We start from the raw sequence: 25,817 nt of genomic DNA on the forward strand, positions 1-25,817 counted from the left end.
TCACTCTAGGGCCCGCAGCCGGTAGCGCTGCAGCTTGCCGGTCGGGGTGCGCGGAAGCGCGTCGAGGAAGACGATCTCGCGCGGACACTTGTACGGTGTCAGCCGCCGTTTCACGGAGTCGGTCAGCGCGGCGGCGGTGTCGTCGCCGGCCGGGACCCCGTCGCGCAGCACGACGTACGCCACCACGATCTGGCCCCGCAGCGGGTGGGTACGGCCGATAACCGCGGCCTCCGCCACATCCGGGTGGTGCAGCAACGCGTCCTCCACCTCCGGTCCCGCGATGTTGTAGCCGGCCGAAATGATCATGTCGTCGGCGCGTGCGACATAGCGGAAATAGCCGTCCGGCTCGCGTACATACGTGTCGCCGGTGACGTTCCAGCCGTCATGTACATACTCCCCCTGGCGAGGGTCGGCCAGATAACGGCAGCCCACCGGGCCGCGTACGGCCAGCAGCCCGGGCTCGCCGTCCGGGACCGGCAGGCCGGCGGTGTCCACCACGCGCGCGTGCCACCCCGGAACCGGGATCCCGGTGGTCCCCGGTCTGATCGACTCGTCCGCCGCCGAGATGAAGATGTGCAGCAGCTCGGTCGCGCCGATGCCGTTGATGATGCGCAGCCCGGTCCGCTCCTGCCAGGCGCGCCAGGTGGCGGCGGGCAGATTCTCACCGGCGGACACACAGCGCCGCAGCGAACCGGTGTCGTGCGCCTCGAGCTCGTCCAGCATCACGCGGTACGCGGTCGGCGCGGTGAACAGGACCGACACCCGGTGCGCGGCGATCGCGGACAACAGCTGCCTGGGGCCCGCCTGTTCGAGCAGCAGCGCCGACGCCCCCGCCCGCATCGGGAAGATCACCAAGCCGCCGAGCCCGAACGTGAAGCCCAGGGGCGGGCTGCCCGCGAAGACATCGTCGGGCTCGGGCCGCAGTACTCGCGCGGAGAAGGTGTCCGCTACGGCCAGCACATCCCGGTGGAAGTGCATGCATCCCTTGGGGCGGCCGGTCGTGCCCGAGGTGAATGCGATCAGCGCGACATCGTCGGCCGCGGTCGCCACCGCTTGGTACGGCTCCGGCGCCGCGCCGGCGGCCAGCCCCAGCAGATCGTCGGGGGAGTCACCGCCGTACGCCGTGATGCGCAGCCCCGGCACTTCCGCCTTCGCCAGATCGTCGACCGACCGGATGTCGCACAGGGCGTGGCTGACGGCGGCGATCTCGCAGACCGTCGCCAGTTCCCTGGCCCGCTGCTGGGCCAGAACGGTGACCGCCACCGCGCCCGCCTTCATCACGGCCAGCCAGCAGGCGGCGAGCCAGGGGCTCGTCGGGCCGCGCAGCAGGACGCGATTTCCGGGGACCACCCCAAGACCGGAGGTGAGGACATGCGCGATCCGGTCGACCTGGTCGCGCAGCTCTCCGTAGGTCCAGACCTCGCCGCCGCCGGTACGGAAGACGGGCCGCTCGGCGCCGAATCGCTCGATCGTACGGTCCAGCAGCTCGGCCCCGCAGTTGAGCCGCTGTGGATAGTTCAGTTCGGGCAGGTCGAGGAGGATTTCCGGCCACTGCCCGGTGGGCGGGAGGTGGTCGCGCGGAAAGGTGTCGAGGTGGGCCGAGGGTGTCAGCTCCATGGTTCGCCCCTTCTCGTGGTGGGGTCGCGAATCGAGCGTATCGTGAAGGTGACGACAGTCAACGGTCCGCGATACCCTGCTTTCCCAGGGGGCACCCCCGGACCCCCGGCCGCAGGAAGTGGGGGCACGGATGCCCGTATTTTCACTCGATCCGGCACAGACCGCCTGGTGTGCGCAGCTGCGCACCCTGGCCGACGAGCGGCTGCGAGCGCTCGCGGAGAAGGCGGAGCCGGGCCGAGTCAACCGCCCCTTGGTCGCCGCTCTCGGCGAACTCGGCTTGCTGCAACGCCTGTTCGGGGCCGGTGCGCTCGAGCTCTGCCTGCTGCGCGAATCGCTGGCGTACGGCTGTACGGAGGCCGAGACCGCCCTCGCCCTCCAGGGCCTGGGCAGCTACCCGCTGGTCCAGGCGGGTACGGCCGCCCAGCAGGAGCGCTGGCTGCCCGAGGTGATCGCGGGGCGTGCCGTTGCAGCCTTCGCGCTGAGCGAGCCGGACGCCGGCTCGGACGCGGCGGCACTCGCCCTCAAAGCCGTGCCGGATCAAGGAGGCTGGCGGCTGAGCGGCGAGAAGCGCTGGATTTCCAACGCCCCCGAGGCCGACTTCTACACCGTCTTCGCCCGTACGACGGAGGGCGCCGGCGCGCGTGGAGTCACCGCGTTCCTCGTCCCGGCGGACCGGCCGGGACTGACCGGGACCGCGCTGGAGATGCTCTCGCCGCACCCCATCGGCGCACTTGCTTTCAACGATGTGCCGGTGACCGGCGACGACGTCCTCGGCGAGACCGACCGCGGCTTCCGTGTCGCCATGAACACCCTGAACCTCTTCCGGCCCAGCGTTGGCGCTTTCGCAGTCGGCATGGCCCAGGCCGCCCTGGACGCGGCCCTCGAGCACACCGCCCGCCGCAGCGCCTTCGGCGGTCCGCTCAAGGAGCTCCAGTCCGTCGCCCACCAGGTCGCCGAGATGGCGACACGGACCGAGGCCGCGCGGCTTCTCGTGTACGCCGCGGCCGCCGCATATGACGAAGGGGCCGCCGACGTGCCGAAGCGGTCCGCGATGGCGAAACTGCTGGCGACGGAGACTGCGCAGTACGTCGTGGACGCCGCCGTCCAGCTGCACGGCGCCCGCGCGCTCCAGCGCGGCCACCTCCTGGAACACCTCTACCGAGAGGTCCGCGCCCCCCGGATCTACGAGGGCGCCACCGAGGTCCAGCGCACGATCATCGCCAAGGAGCTGTACTCCAAGGAGCGGTACGCGAAGGAGCCGCACGCAGAGGAGCCGCACGCATGAGCCTGCACCGCCACAATCCGGCCGAGCTCTCGCCGCCCACCGGCTTCTCGCACGCTGTCACCGCCACCGGCTCACGCCTTGTGTTCCTGGCCGGGCAGACCGCGCTGGACACCGACGGGAAGATCGTCGGCGAGACGCTGCCCGAGCAGTTCGAGACGGCACTGGCGAATCTGCTCACCGCCCTCGCGGCCTCCGGCGGCGCCCCGCAGGACCTCGCCCGGGTCACGGTCTACGCCACCGATGTCGCCGACTACCGCGTTCATGCGGCTGAACTTGGCCGTATCTGGCGGCGGTTGGCGGGACGTGACTACCCCGCGATGGCGGTGATCGGCATTGTCCGGCTCTGGGACGACGAGGCCCTGGTCGAGCTCGACGGTGTGGCTGTGCTCCCCTGACCGGGGTCTGGCGGCCCGGAGCCTCAGTGCATAACATCGTTATGACCCGAGGGGAGCCGTCATGCCGGAGATCGAGCTCAGCGCAGGGACGATCGCGTACGAGGACACGGGAGGCCCCGGCCCCGTCGTTGTCCTGCTGCACGGTCTGGTCCACGACGCGACGGTCTGGCGCAAGGTCGTCGCCGGACTGGGGCGGGACCACCGCTGTATCGCCCCGACCCTGCCCTACGGCTCGCACCGCACCCCGATGCGCCCGGACGTTCCGCTCGGCCCCGACTCCGTCAATGAGCTGATCGCGGAGTTCCTGGACCGCCTGGACCTGCGCGAGGTGACCCTCGTCGAGAGCGACTGCGGACGCGCCCAGACCGTCGCGGGACGCCATCCCGAGCGGCTCGCCCGGCTCGTGCTCATCTCCTGCGAGGCCTTCGACAACTACCCGCCGGGCGCACCCGGCAAGATGATCTCGCTCGTCTGCAAGGTGCCCGGCGGCGTCGCGCTGATGGCCCGGATCCTGGCGCTGAAGCCGCTGCGCCGACTGCCCATCGGCCTCGGCGCGCTCACCAGGCGTCCCGTACCGCACGAGATTGCCGACGGCTGGCTGCGGCCGCTGCTCAATGACAAGGCCATCAGGAACGACTTCCGCCGCTACAACGCGGGTGTACGCAAGACCGAACTCCTCGAAGCGGCCGAAGGACTACGGAAGTTCGACCGGCCCGCGCTGGTGGTGTGGGCAACGGAGGACCGGATGATGCCGCGGGAACACGGCCGGCGGCTGGCCGAACTGCTGGCGCAGGGGCGGCTGCTGGAGATCGAGGACTGCTGCACGCTGATCGCCGAGGACCAGCCGGAGCGCCTGACGGAAGCGCTGCGTGCCTTTATCGCGGAGACTGCCGCGGAACGGTCTTGATCGATTGGTGGTGTGCCTGCCCCGGGTTTACCGTCGATGGGTAGACGGATTCGTCTACTGACCCTCGTAAGAGGGACACGATCCGCCATGACGACCCCACAGCCGATACCCACCTCGCAGACCGCCGCGTCGGACAAGAAACTCGGCGGCAACGGGATCGCGCTCCTCGTCATCGCCTCGTGCCAGTTGATGGTGGTACTCGATGTCACCATCGTGAACATCGCGCTCCCGCACATCCAGAGCGCGCTGAACTTCTCGACCACGAGCCTTTCCTGGGTCGTCAGCGCCTATACGCTCACCTTCGGCGGCCTGCTCCTCCTCGGCGGCCGCGCCGGTGACATACTCGGCCGCCGCCGGGTCTTCATGTTCGGCGTCCTGCTCTTCGCGCTCGCCTCTCTGCTCGGCGGCCTCTCCCAGAACTCGGGCCAGCTCCTTGCCTCTCGCGCCCTGCAGGGCGCCGGCGGCGCCATCGCATCGCCGACCGCGCTCGCACTGATCACCACCACCTTCACCGAAGGCCCGGCCCGCAACCGGGCGTTCGGAGCTTTCGCGGCGGTCTCCGCGGGCGGCGGCGCGATCGGCCTGCTGGCCGGCGGCATCCTCGTCGAATGGCTCGACTGGCGCTGGGTGTTCTTCGTCAATGTGCCGATCGCCCTGCTCATCGTTCTGGCGACGCCCCGCCACATCAAGGAGTCCGAGCGCCATCCGGGCCACTTCGACCTGGCCGGTGCGCTGACCTCGACGCTCGGCATGGTCGCGCTGGTCTACGGCTTCATCCGGGCCGCGCAGGAAGGCTGGCGCGACCGGCTCACGCTCGCGTCGTTCGCCGCGGCGGTGGTGCTCCTCACGACCTTCATCCTCACCGAGCGCCGCTCGAAGCAGCCGATCACGCCACTGCACATGTTCGCCGACCGCAATAGGGCAGGCACCTACGGAATCATGCTGAGCCTCGCCGCCGCGATCTTCGGCATGTTCTTCTTCCTCACGCTCTTCGTGCAGGACGTGCTGGACTTCAGCCCGCTCCAGGCCGGCCTCGCCTTTCTGCCGGTGAGCGCGGTCATCGCGGTGGGCGCGGGCATCGCCTCCCAACTTCTGCCGAAGTACGGCCCGAAACCGTTCATGGTGACCGGTGCGATCCTGGCCGCGGTGGGGCTGTCCTGGCTGACCCTCACCGATATCCATTCGACCTATCTGGGCAGCATCCTGGGACCGATCCTCATCTTCGGCCTCGGCATGGGGATGAACTTCGTCTCGCTGACCCTGATGGCCGTCTCCGGTGTGCCCAGGCATGAGTCGGGCGCGGCCTCCGGCATGCTCAACGCGACCCAGCAGGTGGGCGGTTCGCTCGGCCTGTCCATTCTGGTGACGGTCTTCGGCACGGCCAGCCGCAACGAGGCCAAGGACCAGATACCGCTCTTCATGACCCAGGCCACGCCGGTGGAACGGCTGAGTTTCCGGCGCACGGGACAGCTCCCACCGCCGTGGGGCGATGAGGTGCTGACCTCCGGAGTCTCCGTCGCCTTCACCGTGGCCGCCATCTTCACGGTGATCGCCGCGGTGATCGCCCTCCTGGCCATCCAGGTCCGCCCCTCGGACCTGGCACGCCTCCAGGGAGGGGTCACTCCCGGGCGGCCCTGAGACTCATTCGGGGACTGTGCTGCTGGTGACGGTGAACAGGGCGCCGTCCGGATCGCGCAGCGTGGCCTCCTCGCCCTGCGGCATCGAGCTCTGTCCCAGGACGAGGCCTCCATTGCGGCGGGCCGCCTCCACGGTGGCCTCGACGTCGCCGACCGGGAAGTGGCAGTGCCAGTGGGGCCGGAGCGTGGGGTCCGGTGCCGCCCCCGTCGCGCCGGAGCTGAGGCGCGCGAGCACATGCCCCTTGCTGCGCAGCACGACTTCGTCCTCTTCGTAGTCGACCTGGCAGGAGCCGGGGCGATCGGATGCCCACTCGAGGACTTCGCCGTAGAAGATGGCCGCTTCGAAGGCGTTGCGGGTCCGCAGACGCAGCCAGACGGGCGCCTTCTTGCGCCCGGTCAGCCAGTCGGAGACGAGCAGTCCTTCCCAGATGCCGAAGACGGCGCCGTCGCGGTCGGCAGCCAGCGCCCCCCGCCCCATGGAGAAGGTGAGCGGGCCGACCGCGACGGTGCCGCTGCGTTCCCGGATGCGCGCGGCGGTCTGATCCGTATCGATGACGGCGAAGTACGGGGTCCAGGCGACGGCGACCTGCAACATGGACGCCAGCGCCCCGATTCCGGCGACCGGCGCACCCTCGAGAAAAGCGGTACTGAACTCGTCGCCCAGTACGCCCTTCCGGAATTCCCACCCCATGACCGCGCCGTAGAAATCCTGCGCGCCCTGCAGGTCACGTGTCATCAGACTGACCCAGCACGGCGCGCCGAACACTGCGGCGCTCGATGTCACTCCTGCGGATCCGGCTGCTCTCGTTGGCTTGTCCATCACTCGGCGTCCCGGTCGGATTGGGGCGTTATGCACCCCCAGCCCCCTTATCCTCCCCTGAACACGGCAGGCTCGCGAACCGCGCGCGTACTCTCAGTGACGGACGGGGACGGTGACGAGCCGGTCAGATGTCCCGGAAGATCTCGATCTGCGCGCCCACCGAGTTGAGGCGCTCCGCCAGATCCTCGTAACCCCGGTTGATGACGTACACATTGCGCAGTACGGACGTGCCCTCGGCCGCCATCATCGCCAGCAGCACCACCACGGCAGGCCGCAGTGCGGGCGGGCACATCATCTCGGCCGCGCGCCAGCGGGTCGGTCCCTCGACCAGGACTCGGTGCGGGTCGAGCAGCTGGAGGCGGCCGCCCAGGCGGTTGAGGTCCGTCAGATAGATCGCGCGGTTGTCGTAGACCCAGTCGTGGATCAGCGTCTTGCCCTCGGCGACCGCCGCGATCGCCGCGAAGAACGGGACGTTGTCGATGTTCAGACCGGGGAAGGGCATCGGGTGGATCTTGTCGATCGGCGCCTCCAGTTTTGAGGGCCGGACCGTCAGGTCCACCAGCCGGGTGCGGCCGTTGTCCGCCGCGTACTCCGGCGAGCGGTCGTGGTCGAGGCCCATCTCCTCCAGCACCGCGAGCTCGATCTCCATGAACTCGATCGGGACACGGCGGATGGTGAGTTCGGACTCGGTGACGACCGCGGCGGCGAGCAGGCTCATCGCCTCGACCGGGTCCTCGGAGGGGCAGTAGTCGACGTCCACGTCGATGGTCGGCACGCCGTGCACCGTGAGCGTGGTCGTCCCGATCCCCTCGACCCTGACGCCCAGCGCCTCCAGGAAGAAGCACAGATCCTGGACCATGTAATTGGAGGAGGCGTTGCGGATGACGGTCACACCGTCGTGCCGGGCCGCGGCCAGCAGCGCGTTCTCGGTCACGGTGTCGCCGCGTTCGGTCAGGACGATCGGGCGGTCGGGCGCGGTCGTGCCCTCCACCTTCGCGTGGTACAGCCCCTCGGTCGCGGTGATGTCGAGACCGAAGCGGCGCAGCGCGATCATGTGCGGCTCGATGGTCCGCGTACCGAGGTCGCAGCCGCCGGCATACGGCAGCCTGAACGTGTCCATCCGGTGCAGCAAGGGACCGAGGAACATGATGATCGACCGGGTCCGGCGGGCGGCCTCCGCGTCGATGGCGTCCATGTCGAGCTGCGCGGGCGGCACGATCTCCAGATCCACACCCTCGTTGATCCAACGGGTGCGCACCCCGATGGAGTTGAGCACCTCGAGCAGCCGGAAGACCTCCTCGATACGGGCGACTCGGCGCAGCACCGTACGGCCCTTGTTGAGCAGCGAGCCGCAGAGCAGCGCCACACACGCGTTCTTGCTCGTCTTGACATCGATGGCGCCGGAGAGCCGGCGTCGGCCGACCACCCGAAGGTGCATGGGCCCGGCGTAACCGAGCGAGACGATCTCGCTGTCGAGCGCCTCACCGATGCGCGCGATCATCTCAAGACTGATGTTCTGGTTGCCGCGTTCGATGCGATTCACCGCGCTCTGGCTGGTGCCGAGTGCCTCGGCCAACTGCGTCTGTGTCCAGCCCCGATGCTGACGGGCGTCACGGATGAGCTTGCCGATGCGTACGAGGTAGTCGTCTGCCATGGCTGCACGCTATCTCAGATATGAGATGTGATCGTGCATGGGTAGGCCGTCAGGGTGGCAGCCGGTGGGCAGCCGGGCATCGCGGTTCGTGCAGCGGGAGTTCGGCCATCTCCGCCGGTGGCGGTTCGAAGACGAAGCGGTCGCGCCCGGCGCCGACATGAGCGAATGCGGGCGCATCCTTGATGAAGGCGCGGTCCGCGTTCGCGTCCCGGCTGTGGAGGAGCACATGCGCACCGCCGAACATGCTCCGATACTGAGTCGGGCGCAGGGGCGCGGCAAGCGCACCGCGGCCGTACGGGCGCCCCGCCCGCGTCTTCGGGCGAGGTGTCCTCAGACAACGAAGTTAGTCGATAGGTGGGCGCTGATCTGCGGCGACTATGTTGAGTGACAGGGCCTCGAACATATCCCTGGTGGTTTCGTTCACGGATCACGACGGCGATTGTTCAGCACTCTGGGAGGCGCCCGCCCGGGGCCGAGGTCGATGTTCACGAGAACGGACAGCACCCGTCGACTGACTCCCCGCCCGGGCAAAGGGTGGCCTTCCTGGGCCTCGGTACCCGTAGTAGCCGTTGTTCGACCGGTCGGTATTCGGCCTGGTGACTGCTGCAGTTCCCGGCGGACAGGCAAGGCAGCCCGGCCGGGTCCTCGGTCCCTGGGTATCGGTGGACCTTTCGCCTCGCCTGCGGCGCACGCGCGTGGTGCGATGAAACAGGGGGTCGGGAAGGAGAGAGCGATGGCCCCACCGGCAGGGGAGCGCAAGAGTGGCACGGGCCCTGTGTCGGTCCGCCCGCTGGGTGAGGCGGACCTGGATCGGGCCGACGAGATCTTCAGGGTCGCCTTCGGGACGTTCCTCGGGGCTCCTGAGCCGAAGACGTTCTTTGGGACCGCCGACTACGTCCGTACTCGCTGGGCGGCCGATCCACAGGCGGCCTTCGCAGCGACGGTCGAGGGCGAAGTCGCCGGATCGAACTTCGCCGTCAACTGGGGCAGCGTCGGGTACTTCGGTCCGCTGACCGTGCGTCCGGACCTGTGGGACCAGGGCGTCGGCAGGCGCCTCATGGAGCCGGTCATGGACTGCTTCGACACCTGGGAGAACCGCCACCTGGGCCTGTTCACCTTCTCGCACAGTCCCAAGCACCTTGAGCTCTACCGCCGGTACGGTTTCTGGCCCCGATTCCTCACAGCCATCATGAAGAAGCAGGTCGCAGGCAGTGCCGCAGTCCCCGGCCGAGTGCTGTACGGCCGGCTGCCCGCCGCCGAGCAGCCCGACGCCCTGAGCCTCTGTCGCGCACTGACCGGGGCCGTGTACGAGGGCCTGAGCCTGGAACGCGAGATCGTGGCCACGCACGCGCAGGGGCTCGGTGACACCATCCTGCTCCAGGGCGCCGGCTCCGAGCTCGATGGCCTGGCCGTCTGCCACTGCGGAGCCGGGTCGGAGGCCGGCGAGGACGTGTGCTTCGTCAAGTTCGGCGCCGTGCGCCCTGGCCCGGAGGCGGCCGACCGGTTCGAACGACTGCTTGGCGCGTGCGAGCAGCTGGCCGCCGAGCGCGGACTGGGTCAACTGGACGCCGGGATGAACCTGGGCCGCCCGGATGCCTACCGTCGAATGGTCGACCGCGGTTTCCGCACCTGGTTGCAGGGCGTGACCATGCACAGGCCCAACGAACCCTGCTACAGCCACCCCGACGCCTACGTGATCGACGACTGGCGCTGAGACCCCGCCACACTCGGCCCGCGAGGAAGGCCCGGTGCTGCCCGAACCCGTGAACATTCCGCGTCGGCGCCGACGGCCAGACACCTCCCGGACCACTGTCGAAGTGCTGTCCCTTCTCATGGACAGAGCCACCCTGGCCTGCGCCTTCTCTTTCGGATCACGCTCATGGGCGTGCGATAGGTTCCCCGGCATGACTGAGTTAGGGCCCGTCGCATGGCCACCTGCCCCAATCAGGACCGAAAGGCTCGTGCTCCGCGAGTCCGAGGCTCGGGACCGTGCGGCGTTCATCGAGTTGTTCGCCTCGCCGGAGGTGCGCACCTACCTCGGTGGCGCTCGACCCCGTGACGAGCTCGAACGCGCGGTGCCGGAACTGCCCGGGCGGCGCCCTGGCCTTTTCGTAATCGATCTCGACGGAGCGATGATCGGCACGATCACGCTCGATCGGCGCGACGCGGAGCGTCCGGGGCACGTCCGTCCGGATGCCGGGGAGGCCGAGCTCGGCTATGTGTTCCTGCCGGAGGCGTGGGGACGCGGGTATGCCGCCGAGGCGTGCGCGGCGGCGCTCGGCTGGTTCGCCGACGCGCTTCCCGGCGAGCCGGTGGTGCTCTGCACCCAGACTGCCAACGACCGCTCGATGCGCCTCGCGGCGAAGCTGGGGTTCACCGAGGTGCAACGGTTCGAGGAGTGGGACGCCGAGCAGTGGATGGGCGTGTGGTCTCCGGTCACGCCGTCCGGTTGAGCTTGGACTGGGGGTGCCCGGTGATCTTCGAGGACAGTGCCAACGGACGAAGTAGCAAAGCAGCGAGTAGGACACGGAGACCTCGTAGTCGTCCAGGAGCCTCAGCCAAATCTGTTTGGGCCCGAGGCCCTCATCCACCATGGTTCGGATGTCCTTGATGAGGTCGCTGTCGAGGCCCGAATGGCCCCGTTCGACTCCTCGGGAAGGCGGTTGCATCGTGTCTAGAAGAGGTGCCCGCCTGCGCGCCGGGCGAATACCAGCCCGTCGCGCCGGTAGCGCTCGCGCCGCTGCTTGACGCCGCTGGCCGTCATCGCGTGCCCGGCCGCCGTCAGCTCGGCAGCCTTGGCCCGCTCCCGCTGAGCCAGCGAGTTTCGATCTGGGTCGAACTCCGGCCGTGCCGCCGTCCCCGCAGGAGCATCCGGCGGCAAGCCGTCCAGAACCTCCAGAATGTGCCTCTCCCACCAGCGGGCCTGTTCAGCGGCGTTCTCCGGGAATTCCGCGATCCTGCTCGTCGGAGGCACCCGTCGCCCTTTCCCTGTCACCGGCCGCCTCCGTCCGCCAGGCGCACGATGGTGGACGGCCCCAGCAGCGCGACCGACAGTCCCTCGGCGGCCACTTCCTGGAGCCGGAGGAGATGGAACAAGGCAGGCAGCGTCTCAAGCCGGTCGCCGGCAGCATCGGCCCCGACCATCAGCGGGACCGGGGCCGGGAGCGTTGCCCGGAGCCGGTCCGCGACCGGTCCGTGCAGGCACCGCGGGTGCCGGTAGCGCGACAGCCACCGGACATTCGCCAGCAGCACCGCCTCCGGCATCCCGACCCGCTCGAAGCCCCATCCCGCCTGGCCGCAGGCCAGGCGGGTGACCTCGAACGCCTTCGCGTCCTTCGGCTCGATCCGTTCATCGGCGCGGACGTCGACGACCACCGCCGAGCCGTCCGTGCGGCGTACGAAGTAGTCCGGAGCGTGCCGACGCTCCCGCTCGCCGTCGTGCCAGTGCAGCCAGAACGGCTGCGAGGCGATCCCCACCACTTCGGGATCGAAGTTCATCAGCAGAAGCCGGTGCCGCTACAGCCACGATTCGAACCCGACGTGCCGCCCGGTCGTCGCCGCCCAGTACCAGCCGGAGAAGTGACGCTCACCGCGCGACCAGCGAAACGGCCGTACGGCGGCCACGTCCTCGAACAGCTCGACGTACGGCTCCGCAAGATCCACCCCGACCGGCACGACCACTCATCACCCCCAGCGCGTCACCTCGTACGACTAGGTTCGCTGGCAAGAAAGCCGAAACGACTGGGTTCGCTGTCAAACGCCTCGATTGGATGACAGCGGTCACGAGGTCCGGGCATGACCCGGCAGCGGTCATGTACTAGAGTTATCTCGACATCGAGATATCTGCCGAAGGCGTACCGCGGCCGCCAATCGATAAGGGTTACCTAACTAAGCCTTACCTTAGCGGATCGGCGAGGAGCCGTGGCGGCAGCATTGTGGTAGGTACGCGCACATTGATGAAGGAGACTGTCGTGTCGGCGAACAGCTTCGACGCCCGCAGCACGCTGCGCGTGGGCGACGAGTCGTACGAGATCTTCAAGCTGGACAAGGTCGAGGGCTCCGCGCGCCTCCCTTACAGCCTGAAGGTGCTGCTGGAGAACCTTCTCCGCACTGAGGACGGCGCGAACATCACCGCCGACCACATCCGGGCGCTCGGCGGCTGGGACTCCCAGGCGCAGCCCAGCCAGGAGATCCAGTTCACGCCGGCCCGCGTGATCATGCAGGACTTCACCGGTGTGCCCTGTGTCGTGGACCTCGCCACCATGCGTGAGGCCGTGAAGGAGCTCGGCGGCGACCCGGCGAAGATCAACCCGCTCGCGCCCGCCGAGCTGGTCATCGACCACTCCGTGATCGCCGACAAGTTCGGTACGAAGGACTCCTTCGCGCAGAACGTGGAGCTGGAGTACGGCCGCAACAAGGAGCGTTACCAGTTCCTGCGCTGGGGCCAGACCGCCTTCGACGAGTTCAAGGTCGTCCCGCCCGGCACCGGCATCGTCCACCAGGTCAACATCGAGCACCTTGCGCGTACGGTCATGGTCCGGGGCGGCCAGGCGTACCCCGACACTCTTGTCGGCACCGACTCGCACACCACCATGGTCAACGGCCTCGGTGTGCTGGGCTGGGGCGTCGGCGGCATCGAGGCCGAGGCCGCGATGCTCGGCCAGCCGGTCTCGATGCTCATTCCGCGCGTCGTCGGCTTCAAGCTGACCGGTGAGCTGAAGCCCGGCACCACCGCCACCGACCTGGTGCTCACGATCACCGAGATGCTGCGCAAGCACGGCGTCGTCGGCAAGTTCGTCGAGTTCTACGGTGAGGGTGTCGCCGCCACCTCGCTCGCCAACCGCGCCACCATCGGCAACATGTCGCCGGAGTTCGGCTCCACCGCCGCGATCTTCCCGATCGACGACGAGACCCTGAAGTACCTGCGCCTGACAGGCCGCGACGAGCAGCAGGTCGCGCTGGTCGAGGCGTACGCCAAGGAGCAGGGCCTCTGGCTCGACCCGGCTGCCGAGCCCGACTTCTCCGAGAAGCTGGAGCTGGACCTCTCCACGGTCGTCCCGTCGATCGCCGGCCCGAAGCGCCCGCAGGACCGTATCGTCCTCGCCAACGCCGCCCAGCAGTTCGCCCAGGACGTCCGCAACTACGTCGAGGACGACGACGAGGCGGGCAAGGAGTCCTTCCCGGCCTCCGACGCGCCGGCCGAGCACAACGGCGTCCCGACCCGCCCGACCACGGTCACCGCCCCCGACGGCTCGACGTACGAGATCGACCACGGCGCCGTCACCGTCGCCGCGATCACCTCCTGCACCAACACCTCGAACCCGTACGTCATGGTCGCCGCCGCGCTCGTCGCGAAGAAGGCCGTGGAGAAGGGCCTGACCCGCAAGCCGTGGGTCAAGACCACCCTCGCCCCGGGCTCCAAGGTCGTCACCGACTACTTCGACAAGGCGGGCCTGACCCCGTACCTCGACAAGGTCGGCTTCAACCTCGTCGGCTACGGCTGCACCACCTGCATCGGCAACTCCGGCCCGCTGCCGGACGAGGTCTCCAAGGCCGTCAACGACCACGACCTGGCCGTGACGTCGGTGCTCTCCGGCAACCGCAACTTCGAGGGCCGGATCAACCCCGACGTCAAGATGAACTACCTGGCCTCCCCGCCGCTGGTCGTCGCGTACGCCCTCGCCGGCTCCATGAAGGTGGACATCACCAAGGACGCGCTCGGCATCGACCAGGACGGCAAGCCGGTCTTCCTCGAGGACATCTGGCCGACCGAGGCCGAGGTCAACGAGGTCGTCGCCAACTCCATCGGCGAGGACATGTTCAACAAGTCCTACCAGGACGTCTTCGCGGGCGACGCCCAGTGGCAGGCTCTGCCGATCCCGACCGGCAACACCTTCGAGTGGGACCCGCAGTCCACCTACGTGCGCAAGCCCCCGTACTTCGAGGGCATGACGATGGAGACCACCCCGGTCGAGAACATCACCGGCGCTCGGGTGCTCGCCAAGCTCGGCGACTCGGTCACCACCGACCACATCTCCCCGGCCGGTGCCATCAAGGCCGACACCCCGGCCGGCAAGTACCTCACGGAGCACGGCGTCGAGCGCCGCGACTTCAACTCCTACGGCTCGCGCCGAGGCAACCACGAGGTCATGATCCGCGGCACGTTCGCCAACATCCGGCTGCGCAACCAGATCGCGCCGGGCACCGAAGGCGGCTACACCCGCGACTTCACCCAGGACGGCGCTCCGGTGTCGTTCATCTACGACGCCTCGCAGAACTACCAGGCCGCCGGCACCCCGCTGGCGATCCTGGCGGGCAAGGAGTATGGCTCCGGCTCGTCCCGCGACTGGGCCGCCAAGGGCACCGCGCTGCTCGGCGTCAAGGCCGTCATCGCCGAGTCGTACGAGCGCATCCACCGCTCGAACCTCATCGGCATGGGCGTCCTGCCGCTGCAGTTCCCGGAGGGCGCTTCCGCGCAGACCCTCGGTCTGACCGGCGAGGAGACCTTCTCCTTCACCGGTGTGACCGAGCTGAACAACGGCACCACGCCGCGCACGGTCAAGGTCACCACCGACACCGGTGTGGAGTTCGACGCGGTCGTCCGTATCGACACCCCGGGTGAGGCGGACTACTACCGCAACGGCGGCATCATGCAGTACGTGCTGCGGAACCTGATCCGCAAGTAGGCACGGCAGTACGGCGTAGGCAGCAAAAGGGCCGCATCCCCGGTGACGGGGGTGCGGCCCTTCCGTGTGGGCTACGGTGCCGACAGCTGCCGGATCAGAACAGCTTGGGGTAGATGTTGAAGCCCGCGCCGACCTTGACGCGAGGGGTGTTGAACGGGGCGGTGGCCTTGCCGCTGCCCTTGTACATCCACAGCGCGCCCGCGGCGTCGCGCACGACGACGTCCGCCAGGCCGTCCAGGTTCAGGTCACCGTTGGCGATGACCTTGTTGTAGATGTTCCAGCCGGCGCCGACCTTGGTGCGGGCCGAGAAGGGCGCGGCGGCGTTGCCTGTGCCCTTGTAGAGCCACAGCGCGCCGGTCTTGTCCTTGGCGAGGATGTCCGTGCGGCCGTCGCCGGACAGGTCGGCCTTGCCGGTGATGTGCGAGTAGGCGTTCCAGCCGGGACCGACCTTCACCCGCGCGGTGACCGTGCCGTTGCTGTTGCCCTTGTAGAGCCAGAGCACACCGGCGTTGTCCCGGGCGAGGATGTCGTCCTGCACGGTACCGCCGAGGTTGCCCGGCGACAGGACCTGGTTGTAGATGTTCCAACCCTTGCCCACCTGGCGGCTGCTCGTGTCGTTGGCAAAGAAGACGTTGCCGGCGGTGTCCCAGCTCCAGACGCCGTCGTACTCGCCGTCCGCATTGAGGTCCATCGAGGCCACGTTCTTGACCGGGCCCCAGCCGCTCGAGACGTAGCTGCGGGCGGCGAAGCTGCCCTTCCCGTTGGGGCCGTAGAGGTAGGCGTCGGACTTCTTGTCCACCGCCCAGAGCAGGTAGACCGGGGCGGCGGCGGCCTGTGCCGCGGCGGGCGCGTTCGACGGCGCCGCAAGCAGGCGGCTGACGTCGACGCCCTTCAGCGGCTGAGGAGCCGGGGTGTCGGCCACGGCCGCTCCGGCGGAGGTGCCGACCAGGGCAGCGGCTATGGCTGCGACGGCGAGACGCGACAGCACACGTCCGCGCTTACGGCCGGGAAGATTGGCCACGTATGTACTCCATGTGTGTGATGAGGCGCGATATACCTCAGGTGGTCATCGCGGGATCTTCATGATCGTTGCACAACATCCTTACGAGTCAATCGATTTGAAGGGGAATGAGTGGGTCCGTAGCGGGCCCGGTAGGGGACAAAAGGGCCCGCACCCGGTGGGACCGGGTGCGGGCCTGTGGCGATGTGTGACGAACCCGATACGTCAGGAGAGCAGCTCGACCTCCGCGAGCGTCGCCGCCGTACCTGCCGCCACAAGGCGGTACTTCGAGTACGCACCAGGGTTCCCGACGGTGAAGACCCGGGTCTGCCTGTCCCAGGCGAAGGTCTGACCCGTCCGCCTGTCCAGGTCCTGCCAGGCCGTCCCGTCATTCGAACCCTGCAGCACCCAGCCCGCCGGGGCCTTGTCCTTCGTGGCCGAGGTGAGGGTGTACTGCACCGCGCGGGTCCTCGAAGCCACCGGCAGCTCCGCCGACTGGAACGACGACTGAGTCGCGGAGGAGTTGTCGAAGAGCGGACCGTCCGCCGCGATCACATCGTGGCGCGGCGACGGCACCTTGTCGTCCTGGGTGATGGAGACCGGGGCGGCGTTCTTGCCCGTACCCCAGGAGGACGGCTTCGGGCCCATCGCGAACTCCAGCGTGCCGCCCCGCGCGATCAGATCGTGCGGCAGAGCCGTGGAGTTCCAGGTCCTGCCGTTCACCTTCAGGCCCTGGACATAGATGTTCTGCGCGCTGTTCTTCGGGGCCTTGACCACCAGGTCGCGGCCGTTCTCCAGATGGACGGTCGCCTTGGTGAAGAGCGGCGACCCGATCGCGTACTCGCCACTGCCCATCACCAGCGGATAGAAGCCGAGCGCGGAGAAGAGATACCAGGCGGACTGCTCGCCGTTGTCCTCGTCGCCGTGGTAGCCCTGTCCGATCTCGCTGCCGGTGTAGAGGCGGGAGAGCACCTCGCGCACCTTCTCCTGGGTTTTCCAGGGCTGCGAGGCGGCGTTGTACATGTATGTGACGTGGTGCGCGACCTGGTTGGAGTGGCCGTACATGCCCATCCGTACGTCACGGGCCTCCGTCATCTCATGGATGACGCTGCCGTAGGAGCCGACGAACTCGGGCGAGGCCGTCTCCGGGGTGGAGAAGTAGGTGTCGAGCTTCTTGCCGAGACCGGAGCGTCCGCCGTAGAGGTTGGCCAGACCGCGCGAGTCCTGAGGTGCGGTGAACGCGTATCCGTAACCGTTTGTCTCGGTGTAGTCATAGCCCCACACCCGCGGGTCGTACTGGTCGGACGGAACCCGCCAGTCGCCCTTGGGATCACGGCCCTGGAAGAAGCCGGCCTTGGAGTCGAAGAGCGTGACGTAGTTACGGGCCCGGTTGAGGAAGTACGCGGACTCCTCCTTGTAGCGGGCGTTCTTGGTCTTCTTGTAGAGGGCCTGGCCCATCTTCGACAGGCCGTAGTCGTTGAGGTAGCCCTCCAGCGACCAGGACAGGCCCTCATGCGTGTCGGTGGAGGCGTAGCCGAGGAACGGTGAGGTCTCCATGCCCTTGCGGCCGACGCCCGAGCTGGGCGGTACCACGGTCGCGTTCTTCAGCGCCGCCTCGTACGCAGCCTCGGCGTCGAAGTCAACGCCCTTGACGTACGCGTCGGCGAAGGCCACGTCCGAGCTGGTGCCGGTCATCAGGTCGGCATAGCCCGGCGAGGACCAGCGGGAGATCCAGCCGCCGTCCTTGTACTGCTGGACGAAGCCGTCCACCAGCTCGCCCGCCTTCTTCGGAGTGAGGAAGGAGTATGCGGGCCAGGTCGTCCGGTAGGTGTCCCAGAAGCCGTTGTTGACATAGACCCTGCCATCGACGATCTTCGCGCCGGTACGGGTCGGCGTGTCGGGGCCCGTCATCGGCGAGAACGGGCTCGCGTACTGCTGCTTGGGACGGGACGTGGTGCCGGTGTTCTCGAACCCGGAGTTGGGATAGAGGTATAGCCGGTACAGGCTGGAGTAGAGCGTGGTGAGCTGGTCCCGGTTGGCGCCCTCGACCTCGACCCTGCCGAGCAGATCGTCCCAGGCGTCCTGCGCGCGCTCCTTCACCCGATCGAAGCGGGTGCCGGCCGGAATCTCGTCGGCGAGGTTCTTCTTCGCCTGGTCGACACTGATCAGTGACGTGGCCAGGCGCAGATTGACCGTGCGGTCCGTGCCCGCCGCGAAGCGGAGATGGCCGGTGACGCCGTCGGCGCCCGACGCGGTGACCGGCGCGTCGAAGACGCCGTACACGAAAAGCCGGGTGGCGCCCGTGGACAGCCCGCTCTTGACATCCGAGAAACCGGTGAAGGAGCTGGTGCCCGGATCGAGGGTCAGGCCGCCTTCCTTGGTGACGTTGTCGAAGATGACGCTCGCATCGTCACCGGGATAGGTGAACCGCATCATCGCCGCGTGATCGGTCGGGGCCAGCTCCGCCTTGAGGCCGTTCTCGAACGTGACGCCGTAGTAGTGCGGACGCGCGGTCTCCTTCTCGTGGCGGAAGGGGAGGGCGCGCTTGACCCGGTCGGTGTCCGGGGTGCCGGCGGCCGCGGACGGCATCAGCTGGAAGGTCTGCCGGTCACCCATCCATGGGCTCGGCTCATGGCTGGCGCTGAAGGCCTGCACGGTCGGCAGATTGTCCGCGTTGTTGCCGCGCGCGTACTCGTACACCCAGCTCTTGGACGCGGAGTTCGTCGCCGGAGTCCAGAAGTTGAAGCCATGCGGGACGGCGGTGGCGGGGAAGGTGTTGCCGCGCGAGAAAGAGCCGCTGGAGTTGGTGCCGCGGAGGGTCGAGGCGTAGTCCGAAAGGTGGGCAAGCCGCTTCTCCGGAGCCTTGGACGCCAGGGCGATGTCGTCGATCCAGCCCTGGAACTTCGCCGGGCCCTTGGGGGAGTCGTACGCCACCAGGATCCGGTCGACCGTCTTGCCGGCCGCGACCGTGCCGATCCTGGACGCGACCTGGTTCCACTGGTTGACGTAGAGCCGCTTGGCGGCGCCCTGGCCCTGCGGGGTCAGCAGCCCGCCGTGGGAGTCGGTGGCCTTCAGATCACTCAGATAGGTGCCGTCGGTGAAGGCAAGATCCACCGACACATTCGTGGCCGGGTAGTTGAGATCCGTCTCCGGCAGGGACGGGAAGATCCGGTACGAGAGTTCGGTGTCACGGCGTACGGCCGTGTTGACGTCGAAGACCTTGTTGTACGAGTAGGCCCGGCCGTCCGGCTTGTGGGTACCGGCGTACTTCAGAGCCCGCTTGCCGGTGAATCCGGCATTCGCCTTGGCGGTGGGGGAGCCGCCGGGACCGCGGTCGACCTGGGTGCGCATATCGACCGGCGCGGGCGTGCTGGTGTCGCCGTTGGAGAACTGGACATCGGCGAGCTGGGTGGCATCGGAGGCGCCGTTGTTCTTGGTGATCTCCAGGCGATAGTGCGCGTACGCCGTCACGTTCGCCGGATCGGCGATGTCGTACGTCTTGGTCTCGAAGCGCTTTTCAAAGGTCTGGCCCTCGCGGGTGTCCAGGACCTTCCACGCCTTGCCGTCGGTGGAGCCCTTCAGGGTCCAGTCCCTGGGGTCGCGCTCGGCGTGGTCGTTCGCCGATGTCAGCGCATAGGTGACGACCTTGACCGGCGCATCCGCGTCGAACTCGATCCAGGCGGTGGGCTCGAATCCCAGCCATTTGGTGCCCGGCTGGAGATCGACCAGATTCTCCTTGGTCTCGCCTGCGCCGGAGTTTTCGTCGCTGGCACGCAGTTCTATTACCTTGTCGGTGACGTTGCCCGGAATTCCACTGGCGAATCCGCCATCGACTCCTTCTGCCCGTTTCTGTCCGTCCGCTCCGATATCAACGGTATTACGCCAGTCCGGCTGGGGTTCGTCCGCTTCGAAGGAGGAGCGGAACTCCCCGTCGAGTCCGGCGGGTTGGGCGGGCCGGGCGATGGCGGCCGACTGGGCCGTCACCACGAGAAGTGATGCGGCCAGCACCACCGCGGCCGTATGGGCGTGTCTGTGCCGAGGTCCGGTTCTGGGCTGCATCCTGATCTTTTCCTCCCGTGGAAAAGTGTTGGACAACGTTGTCAGGCGCGATCCGCAGGATCCAGTAGGGAGGCAAGTGTGCGGTGGTGTCAAGGGTGTTGAATATCCGGGATATCCGCGAGGTCTCAACTCGGGAAAGACTGCCGCTCAAACCTGCATTCGATCTTGCCCAGCTGGCGGGAAGTGGACTATACCTGTCGGCGTCTGCATAGCCTTGGCACAGTCGCTCGGCGGCGGACACGGGGGACGGGGGATGGCGGATGCCTCAGTACTACACCTGCCGGTATTCCGCCCGTCCCTCATGCCCAACCCTGCACGACCCAAGCGCAACTGACCGCGGTGGCGGGGCCCTTCGCCTAGGCGAATACGAACGGGTGACCGGTACACCGCCTGAGTCCTGGAGAAGGCGAGGACTTGAGCATGGGATCCACCTCCGCCCACAACAATGAGGGCCTTGGCCGTCGCGATCTGATCAAGCGGTCTGCCGCACTCGGCCTGATCGCCGTTCCGACGATGAGCTTCCTGTCCGCCTGTGCGAGCAGTGACAGCGGCGGCGGCAAGAAGGTCGACAAGGGCAAGAAGACTGCCAAGAATCCGCTCAGCGTCAATGAGACGGCGCAGCTCGAGGTCGTCATTTTCGACGGTGGTTTCGGCCAGCAGTACGCCCTGGACGCCGAGAAGAAGTACCAGGAGGCCTTCCCGAAGGCCCCCAAGGTCAAGCACCGTGCGACGCAGAAGATCCAGTCCGAGCTGCAGCCGCGCTTCAACGGTGGAACCCCGCCGGACCTGATCGACAACTCCGGCGCCCAGCAGATGGACATGGGCGTCCTGGTGGGCAAGAAGCAGCTCGCCGACCTCACTCCGCTGCTGGACGCTCCGTCCATCGACGACCCGAACAAGAAGGTGCGCGACACCCTGCGCCCGGGCATCGTCGAGATGGGTCAGTTCGACGGCGACCCGGTCTGGATCCTCTACTACGCCTACACCGTGTACGGCGTGTGGTACTCCCAGACCGCGCTGGAGAAGCTCGACGCCACGTACCCGGAGACCTGGGACGACATGCTCGCCCTGTGCGAGAAGGCGAAGAAGAAGGGCATCGCCGGCTGGACCTACGCGGGCAAGTACCCGTACTACCTGCCGTTCTCGCTGTACCCCTTCATCGCCAAGATCGGTGGCCGCGAGGTCCTCGACGCGATCGACAACCTGGAGCCGAAGGCCTGGGAGCACCCTGCCGTCAAGGCCGCGTTCGAGGCGTACTACGAGCTCTACAAGAAGGGCTACATCCTCAAGGGCACGCCCGGCATCGACCACATCCAGTCCCAGACGGCCTGGACCCAGGGCAAGGCGCTCTTCATCCCCAACGGCTCCTGGGTGGAGAACGAGGCGGCGAAGACCACGCCCAAGGACTTCAAGATGATGGTGGCCGCGCCCTCCAGCCTCGACAAGTCCGACAAGCTGCCGTTCGGCACCATCTGGGCCTCGGGCGGTGAGCCCTTCGTCGTCCCGGCGAAGGCGAAGAACGCCGAGGGTGGCATGGAGCAGCTGCGCATCATGCTCAGCGAGGCCTCGTCGAAGAGCTTCACCCAGCAGGTGAAGTCGCTGACCGCGTTCAACGGCGGCACCGACGGCCTCACCCTGTCGACGGCGATGCAGTCCGGCGTCGACGCGCTGAAGAAGGCCGGTGACAATGTCGTCAACCCACGTCTTCAGGACTGGTACGTGAAGCTCCAGAAGGAGCAGATCGGCGTCGCCGGTCTCGGCGAGATGATGGCCGGCCGCGCGACCCCCGCGGAAACCATCAAGAAGATCCAGGGCTTCGCCGACGCGGCGGCCAAGGACCAGTCGATCAAGCACTACAGGCACCAGTGAGCAGGCGTCACCAGCGGCGGCACTCGCCGGAAGATCGGGGTCGGTAACCATGCAGCACGGCAAGTACCGGTTCATTGTGGGGTTCTTGGCGGCCCCCTTGGCGTTGTACACAATCTTCGTCATCTGGCCGTTCATCCAGTCCATCTACTACTCGTTCACGGACTGGACAGGCCTGAGCCCGGACTTCAAAATGGTTGGCTTCGACAATTACAGTCGAATGCTGGACGACGACGTCTTCTGGAAGTCGCTGCAGCACAGCCTGTGGTTCGCGCTGCTGCTGCCGCTGGTGACGATCGGCCTTGCGCTGTTCTTCGCCTTTATGCTCAATGTCGGCGGGCGGCGCCGAAAGGGCGCCGCCATCGCCGGTGTGCGCGGTTCGTCCTTCTACAAGATCGCGTACTTCTTCCCGCAGGTGCTGTCGATCGCGATCGTCGCCCTGCTGTTCCAATTCGCGTACAACCCCAACGACGGTGCGATCAACGGGGCGTTGCAGGCCGTCGGCCTCGACGACGTACAGCCGCAGTGGCTGGGCGACCCCGACCTGGCGCTCTGGTGTGTCATGGCGGTCCTGGTGTGGAGCACGGTCGGCTTCTTCGTCGTCCTGTTCTCGGCGGGGATGGCGTCCATCCCCAAGGACTTCTACGAGGCGGCGCTGCTGGACGGCGCGAACCGGTTCACCACCTTCTTCCGTATCACCCTGCCGCTCCTGTGGGACACCGTGCAGTCGGGCTGGGTCTACATGGGAATCCTGGCTCTGGGCGCGGAGTCCTTCGCGGTCGTCCAGATCATGACCGTGGGGCCCGGCGGACCCGACTACTCGACCACGGTTCTCACGCTGTACGTCTACCAGACCGCGTTCCGGGACGGCCAGGCGGCATATGCGACCACGATCGGTGTCGCCCTGCTCGTCGTCACGCTGGCTTTCGCAGCCCTCGTGATGAAGCTGGGCAGGCGTGAGCGGCTGGAGTTCTGATGCTGTGTCTTCCCGGGGGACACCCCCCGGACCCCCGGCAGAAAAGCAGCTCGGTCGCGGTGGCCGGCATGACAGCACGAGGTGAATCCCGGTGAAAACCACTGACGCCCCGCCCGCCGGCGCCTCCCAGGAGCGCCCGCCGGTGGCGAAGACGAACGCCGCGCCCGCCAAGTTGAAGAGCAGTGAGGGCGGTGTCCTCAATCTCTTCTCGCACGGTGTGCTCGTCATCTGGGCGATCATGGTCATCATGCCGCTGCTCTGGTCGGTGATGACCTCCTTCAAGAGCGACAAGGCGATCTTCACTTCGCCGTGGTCACTGCCCGACTCGCTGCACTTCGAGAACTGGTCGCGGGCCTGGAGCCAGGCGCACATGAGCGACTACTTCCTCAACACCGTTCTGGTGGTGGGCGGTTCGCTGGTCGGCACCTTGCTGTTCGGCTCGATGGCCGCGTATGTCCTCGCGCGCTTCGACTTCCCGGGGAACCGCTTCATCTACTTCCTCTTCATCGGAGGAATGAGCTTCCCGATCATGCTGGCGCTGGTGCCGCTCTTCTTTGTACTGAACAACATCGCACTGCTGAACACGCTGCACGGCCTGATCCTGGTCTACATCGCGTATTCGCTGCCGTTCACGGTGTTCTTCCTGACCGCGTTCTTCCGTACGCTGCCGACCTCGGTCGCCGAGGCGGCCATGATCGACGGGGCTTCGCACACCCGGGCCTTCTTCCAGGTCATGCTGCCGATGGCCAGGCCCGGACTGATCAGCGTCGGCATCTTCAACTTCCTCGGGCAGTGGAATCAGTACATGCTTCCGACCGTGCTGAACACCGACCCGGACAAGAAGGTGCTCTCGCAGGGTCTGGTGGAGCTGGCCGTCAGCCAGGGCTACAAGGGCGACTGGTCCGGCCTCTTCGCCGGTCTGGTGATGGCGATGCTGCCGGTGCTCGCGGCGTACATCATCTTCCAGCGGCAGGTGGTGGCGGGCCTGACGGCGGGCGCGGTCAAGTAGCGGTCGAGTAATGGCAGCGAATGGCGTTCGCGGTCCGCGACAGCGGAGCCCGTATGCCGCGGCCCGGTCCCGGACGGGGATGCGTCCCCGTCGGCCGGGCAGCGGCCGCTGTGCGGGCGAAGCGCTGTGTGCCGGGGCGGGCTGAGGACGACTGGCTCCCGGCCGGGCTTCCGGCGCACGCCGGTTCCTGACTCCACCTTCTGTACGAGAAACATCCGGCCCGGTCTTTCGGGACGGATGTTCCGGGGCCCGGACCGCGGAGCTCCGCCGCTGACGTCACGAGGCGATCTCGACGTGGCTGAAAGTCGCCTATCTTCCGGCCGTCTGCTGGTCGGCGCCCTTGCCGTCGTGATCGTCGCCGTGATCGCGGTCGCGGTCGCGGTCGGTCGCGTCCGCGATCACGGCCGTGGTCGCCCGCGCCTTGCGGTGCCGGAGGTCTACATCTGCTGAATCCGCCCCCGCGCCCCCTTTCCCTCCGGATTCGCTCCTGCGTGCTCATCCGTGGTTGGCGCCGCTCAAGGTCTTGACGCGATAAGGCTCGGGAGTTGTGCTTAGGGTTCACAAGTTGGAGAAACGTCGGGCTCGCCGCACGGTGGTCCCGGCCGGGGGCGGTCGTCGTGCCGCCCACCGGGGGCAGGAGTGGATGAGTCGATGGAGACTCCGGGATCGCAGACATCTCTGCACCGGGCCAACCTCGAGCGGGTCGTGCGTGCCGTACGCATGGCGGGCTCGCTCACGCAGGCGGAGATCGCGAGAGGCACAGGCCTCTCCGCGGCGACGGTCTCCAATATCGTTCGCGAACTGAAAGACGGCGGGACCGTTGAGGTCACACCCACGTCCGCGGGCGGCCGCCGGGCCCGCAGCGTCTCGCTCAGCGGCGACGCGGGCATCGTCATCGGCGTCGACTTCGGGCACACCCATCTGCGGGTCGCCGTCGGCAACCTCGCCCACCAGGTGCTCGCCGAGGAGTCCGAGCCGCTCGACGTCGACGCCTCGTCCGCAGAGGGCTTCGACCGGGCGGAACAGCTGGTCAACCGGCTGATCGCGGCGACCGGGATCGGCCAGGACAAGGTGATCGGCGTCGGGCTCGGCGTACCCGGGCCGATCGATGTGGAGTCCGGCACCCTCGGCTCCACCTCGATCCTGCCGGGCTGGACCGGCATCAACCCGAGCGAGGAGCTCTCGGGGCGGCTCGGCGTGCCCGTCTACGTCGACAACGACGCGAACCTCGGAGCGCTCGGCGAGCTGGTCTGGGGCAGCGGCCGCGGGGTCCGGGATCTCGCGTACATCAAGGTCGCCAGCGGTGTCGGCGCCGGTCTGGTGATAGACGGCCAGATCTACCGCGGCCCGGGCGGTACGGCCGGCGAGATCGGCCACATCACGCTGGACGAGTCCGGCCCGGTCTGCCGCTGCGGCAACCGCGGCTGCCTGGAGACCTTCGCCGCCGCCCGGTACGTCCTGCCGCTGCTCCAGTCCAGCCACGGGGCCGATCTGACCATGGAGCGCGTGGTCCAGCTGGCCCGCGAGGGCGACCCCGGCTGCCGCCGGGTCATCGCGGACGTCGGCCGCCACATCGGCAGCGGTGTGGCGAACCTCTGCAACCTGCTCAACCCCAGCCGCGTTGTGCTGGGCGGAAATCTTGCCGAAGCGGGAGAATTGGTTCTCGGACCGATTCGAGAGTCGGTCTCCCGATACGCGATTCCCAGCGCGGCACGCCAGCTGTCCGTCCTTCCGGGGGCGCTCGGAGGCCGGGCGGAAGTGCTGGGCGCCCTGGCCCTCGTGCTCAGCGAAATGGGCGATTCGACCCTTCTGGACAGTTCGCTCCCCGTCGGGGCACCTGCCTTCACTTAGAGAATGAATGGCACCGTTGTCATCTCGTTAAGGATTTACTCCTTGACGTCGGCCT

At 67.7% G+C, this 25,817-nt stretch carries 21 protein-coding genes; 12 read left to right on the forward strand and 9 right to left on the reverse strand.

Annotated features, from left to right (window positions below; all coding sequences use genetic code 11):
* The gene (locus tag ACFYXH_RS36855; RefSeq protein ID WP_389572666.1) at positions 1-1,617 is read right to left on the reverse strand and encodes an AMP-binding protein; all 1,617 of its coding nucleotides are present in this window, start codon (positions 1,615-1,617) and stop codon (positions 1-3) included.
* 130 nt (positions 1,618-1,747) lie between these two features.
* On the opposite strand from ACFYXH_RS36855, the gene ACFYXH_RS36860 reads away from it, so the two are divergent.
* The 4 genes from ACFYXH_RS36860 (at position 1,748) to ACFYXH_RS36875 (ending at position 5,842) form a co-directional block, all read left to right on the forward strand.
* On the forward strand, positions 1,748-2,902 hold the full coding sequence (locus ACFYXH_RS36860) for an acyl-CoA dehydrogenase family protein (protein ID WP_389572670.1): 1,155 nt from the start codon (positions 1,748-1,750) through the stop codon (positions 2,900-2,902).
* Positions 2,899-3,297 carry a RidA family protein gene (locus ACFYXH_RS36865; protein ID WP_389572672.1) on the forward strand — a complete coding sequence of 133 codons (399 nt, stop codon included), beginning with the start codon at positions 2,899-2,901 and terminating at the stop codon, positions 3,295-3,297. The genes ACFYXH_RS36860 and ACFYXH_RS36865 overlap by 4 nt, the downstream gene beginning before the upstream one ends.
* A 61-nt stretch (positions 3,298-3,358) precedes the next feature.
* Positions 3,359-4,204, forward strand: coding sequence for an alpha/beta fold hydrolase (locus tag ACFYXH_RS36870; RefSeq protein WP_389572675.1), 846 nt, complete (start codon positions 3,359-3,361; stop codon positions 4,202-4,204).
* Positions 4,205-4,291: 87 nt separating this feature from the next.
* A complete protein-coding gene (locus ACFYXH_RS36875; RefSeq protein WP_389572678.1) occupies positions 4,292-5,842 on the forward strand; it encodes an MFS transporter in 1,551 nt (516 codons plus the stop codon).
* A gap of 3 nt (positions 5,843-5,845) precedes the next feature.
* Here the strand turns inward: ACFYXH_RS36875 and ACFYXH_RS36880 are convergent, their stop codons facing one another.
* The 3 genes from ACFYXH_RS36880 to ACFYXH_RS36890 all read right to left on the reverse strand — a co-directional run bounded on the left by ACFYXH_RS36880 (position 5,846) and on the right by ACFYXH_RS36890 (position 8,559).
* Positions 5,846-6,661 carry a VOC family protein gene (locus ACFYXH_RS36880; protein WP_389572680.1) on the reverse strand — a complete coding sequence of 272 codons (816 nt, stop codon included), beginning with the start codon at positions 6,659-6,661 and terminating at the stop codon, positions 5,846-5,848.
* A gap of 124 nt (positions 6,662-6,785) precedes the next feature.
* Complete coding sequence (locus ACFYXH_RS36885; RefSeq protein WP_385301310.1) at positions 6,786-8,315, reverse strand: helix-turn-helix domain-containing protein; 1,530 nt, start codon at positions 8,313-8,315, stop codon at positions 6,786-6,788.
* Between the two features lie 49 nt (positions 8,316-8,364).
* Positions 8,365-8,559: a hypothetical protein gene (locus tag ACFYXH_RS36890; RefSeq protein ID WP_389572683.1), complete on the reverse strand. Its 195-nt coding sequence runs from the start codon at positions 8,557-8,559 to the stop codon at positions 8,365-8,367.
* 489 nt (positions 8,560-9,048) lie between these two features.
* On the opposite strand from ACFYXH_RS36890, the gene ACFYXH_RS36895 reads away from it, so the two are divergent.
* Together ACFYXH_RS36895 and ACFYXH_RS36900 are read left to right on the forward strand one after the other, a co-directional pair.
* Positions 9,049-10,029, forward strand: a complete 981-nt coding sequence (locus ACFYXH_RS36895; RefSeq protein ID WP_389572685.1) for a GNAT family N-acetyltransferase — start codon at positions 9,049-9,051, stop codon at positions 10,027-10,029.
* 190 nt (positions 10,030-10,219) lie between these two features.
* Entirely contained in the window at positions 10,220-10,768 is a 549-nt protein-coding gene (locus ACFYXH_RS36900; protein ID WP_389572687.1) for a GNAT family N-acetyltransferase, read from the forward strand.
* 221 nt (positions 10,769-10,989) lie between these two features.
* Here ACFYXH_RS36900 and ACFYXH_RS36905 read toward each other — a convergent pair whose 3' ends face one another.
* Genes ACFYXH_RS36905 through ACFYXH_RS36915 form a run of 3 tightly spaced genes read right to left on the reverse strand, consistent with a single transcriptional unit; the run spans position 10,990 to position 11,990 of the window.
* A complete protein-coding gene (locus ACFYXH_RS36905; RefSeq protein WP_389572689.1) occupies positions 10,990-11,289 on the reverse strand; it encodes a hypothetical protein in 300 nt (99 codons plus the stop codon).
* Between the two features lie 17 nt (positions 11,290-11,306).
* Positions 11,307-11,819: a TnsA-like heteromeric transposase endonuclease subunit gene (locus tag ACFYXH_RS36910; protein WP_389572859.1), complete on the reverse strand. Its 513-nt coding sequence runs from the start codon at positions 11,817-11,819 to the stop codon at positions 11,307-11,309.
* 12 nt (positions 11,820-11,831) lie between these two features.
* Positions 11,832-11,990, reverse strand: a complete 159-nt coding sequence (locus ACFYXH_RS36915) for a hypothetical protein (protein WP_389572691.1) — start codon at positions 11,988-11,990, stop codon at positions 11,832-11,834.
* 296 nt (positions 11,991-12,286) lie between these two features.
* Between ACFYXH_RS36915 and acnA the strand changes: the two genes are divergently transcribed.
* Positions 12,287-15,001, forward strand: coding sequence for an aconitate hydratase AcnA (acnA, locus tag ACFYXH_RS36920; RefSeq protein ID WP_389572694.1), 2,715 nt, complete (start codon positions 12,287-12,289; stop codon positions 14,999-15,001).
* A 94-nt stretch (positions 15,002-15,095) separates the two neighbouring features.
* Here acnA and ACFYXH_RS36925 read toward each other — a convergent pair whose 3' ends face one another.
* Positions 15,096-16,022: an FG-GAP repeat domain-containing protein gene (locus ACFYXH_RS36925; RefSeq protein WP_389572697.1), complete on the reverse strand. Its 927-nt coding sequence runs from the start codon at positions 16,020-16,022 to the stop codon at positions 15,096-15,098.
* 204 nt (positions 16,023-16,226) lie between these two features.
* Complete coding sequence (locus ACFYXH_RS36930; RefSeq protein ID WP_389572700.1) at positions 16,227-20,060, reverse strand: GH92 family glycosyl hydrolase; 3,834 nt, start codon at positions 20,058-20,060, stop codon at positions 16,227-16,229.
* Between the two features lie 420 nt (positions 20,061-20,480).
* On the opposite strand from ACFYXH_RS36930, the gene ngcE reads away from it, so the two are divergent.
* The 5 genes from ngcE to ACFYXH_RS36955 all read left to right on the forward strand — a co-directional run bounded on the left by ngcE (position 20,481) and on the right by ACFYXH_RS36955 (position 25,762).
* A complete protein-coding gene (ngcE, locus tag ACFYXH_RS36935) occupies positions 20,481-21,929 on the forward strand; it encodes an N-acetylglucosamine/diacetylchitobiose ABC transporter substrate-binding protein (protein WP_389572702.1) in 1,449 nt (482 codons plus the stop codon).
* 49 nt (positions 21,930-21,978) lie between these two features.
* A complete protein-coding gene (locus ACFYXH_RS36940; RefSeq protein ID WP_327326651.1) occupies positions 21,979-22,902 on the forward strand; it encodes a sugar ABC transporter permease in 924 nt (307 codons plus the stop codon).
* 91 nt (positions 22,903-22,993) lie between these two features.
* Positions 22,994-23,911, forward strand: a complete 918-nt coding sequence (locus ACFYXH_RS36945; RefSeq protein ID WP_389572707.1) for a carbohydrate ABC transporter permease — start codon at positions 22,994-22,996, stop codon at positions 23,909-23,911.
* Between the two features lie 294 nt (positions 23,912-24,205).
* Positions 24,206-24,361, forward strand: a complete 156-nt coding sequence (locus ACFYXH_RS36950; RefSeq protein ID WP_389572709.1) for a hypothetical protein — start codon at positions 24,206-24,208, stop codon at positions 24,359-24,361.
* 201 nt (positions 24,362-24,562) lie between these two features.
* A complete protein-coding gene (locus ACFYXH_RS36955) occupies positions 24,563-25,762 on the forward strand; it encodes an ROK family protein (protein ID WP_389572712.1) in 1,200 nt (399 codons plus the stop codon).
* Positions 25,763-25,817: the final 55 nt, after the last annotated feature.

Origin of the sequence: Streptomyces sp. NPDC002730, from assembly GCF_042888805.1 — a bacterium.
GTDB lineage: Bacteria > Actinomycetota > Actinomycetes > Streptomycetales > Streptomycetaceae > Streptomyces.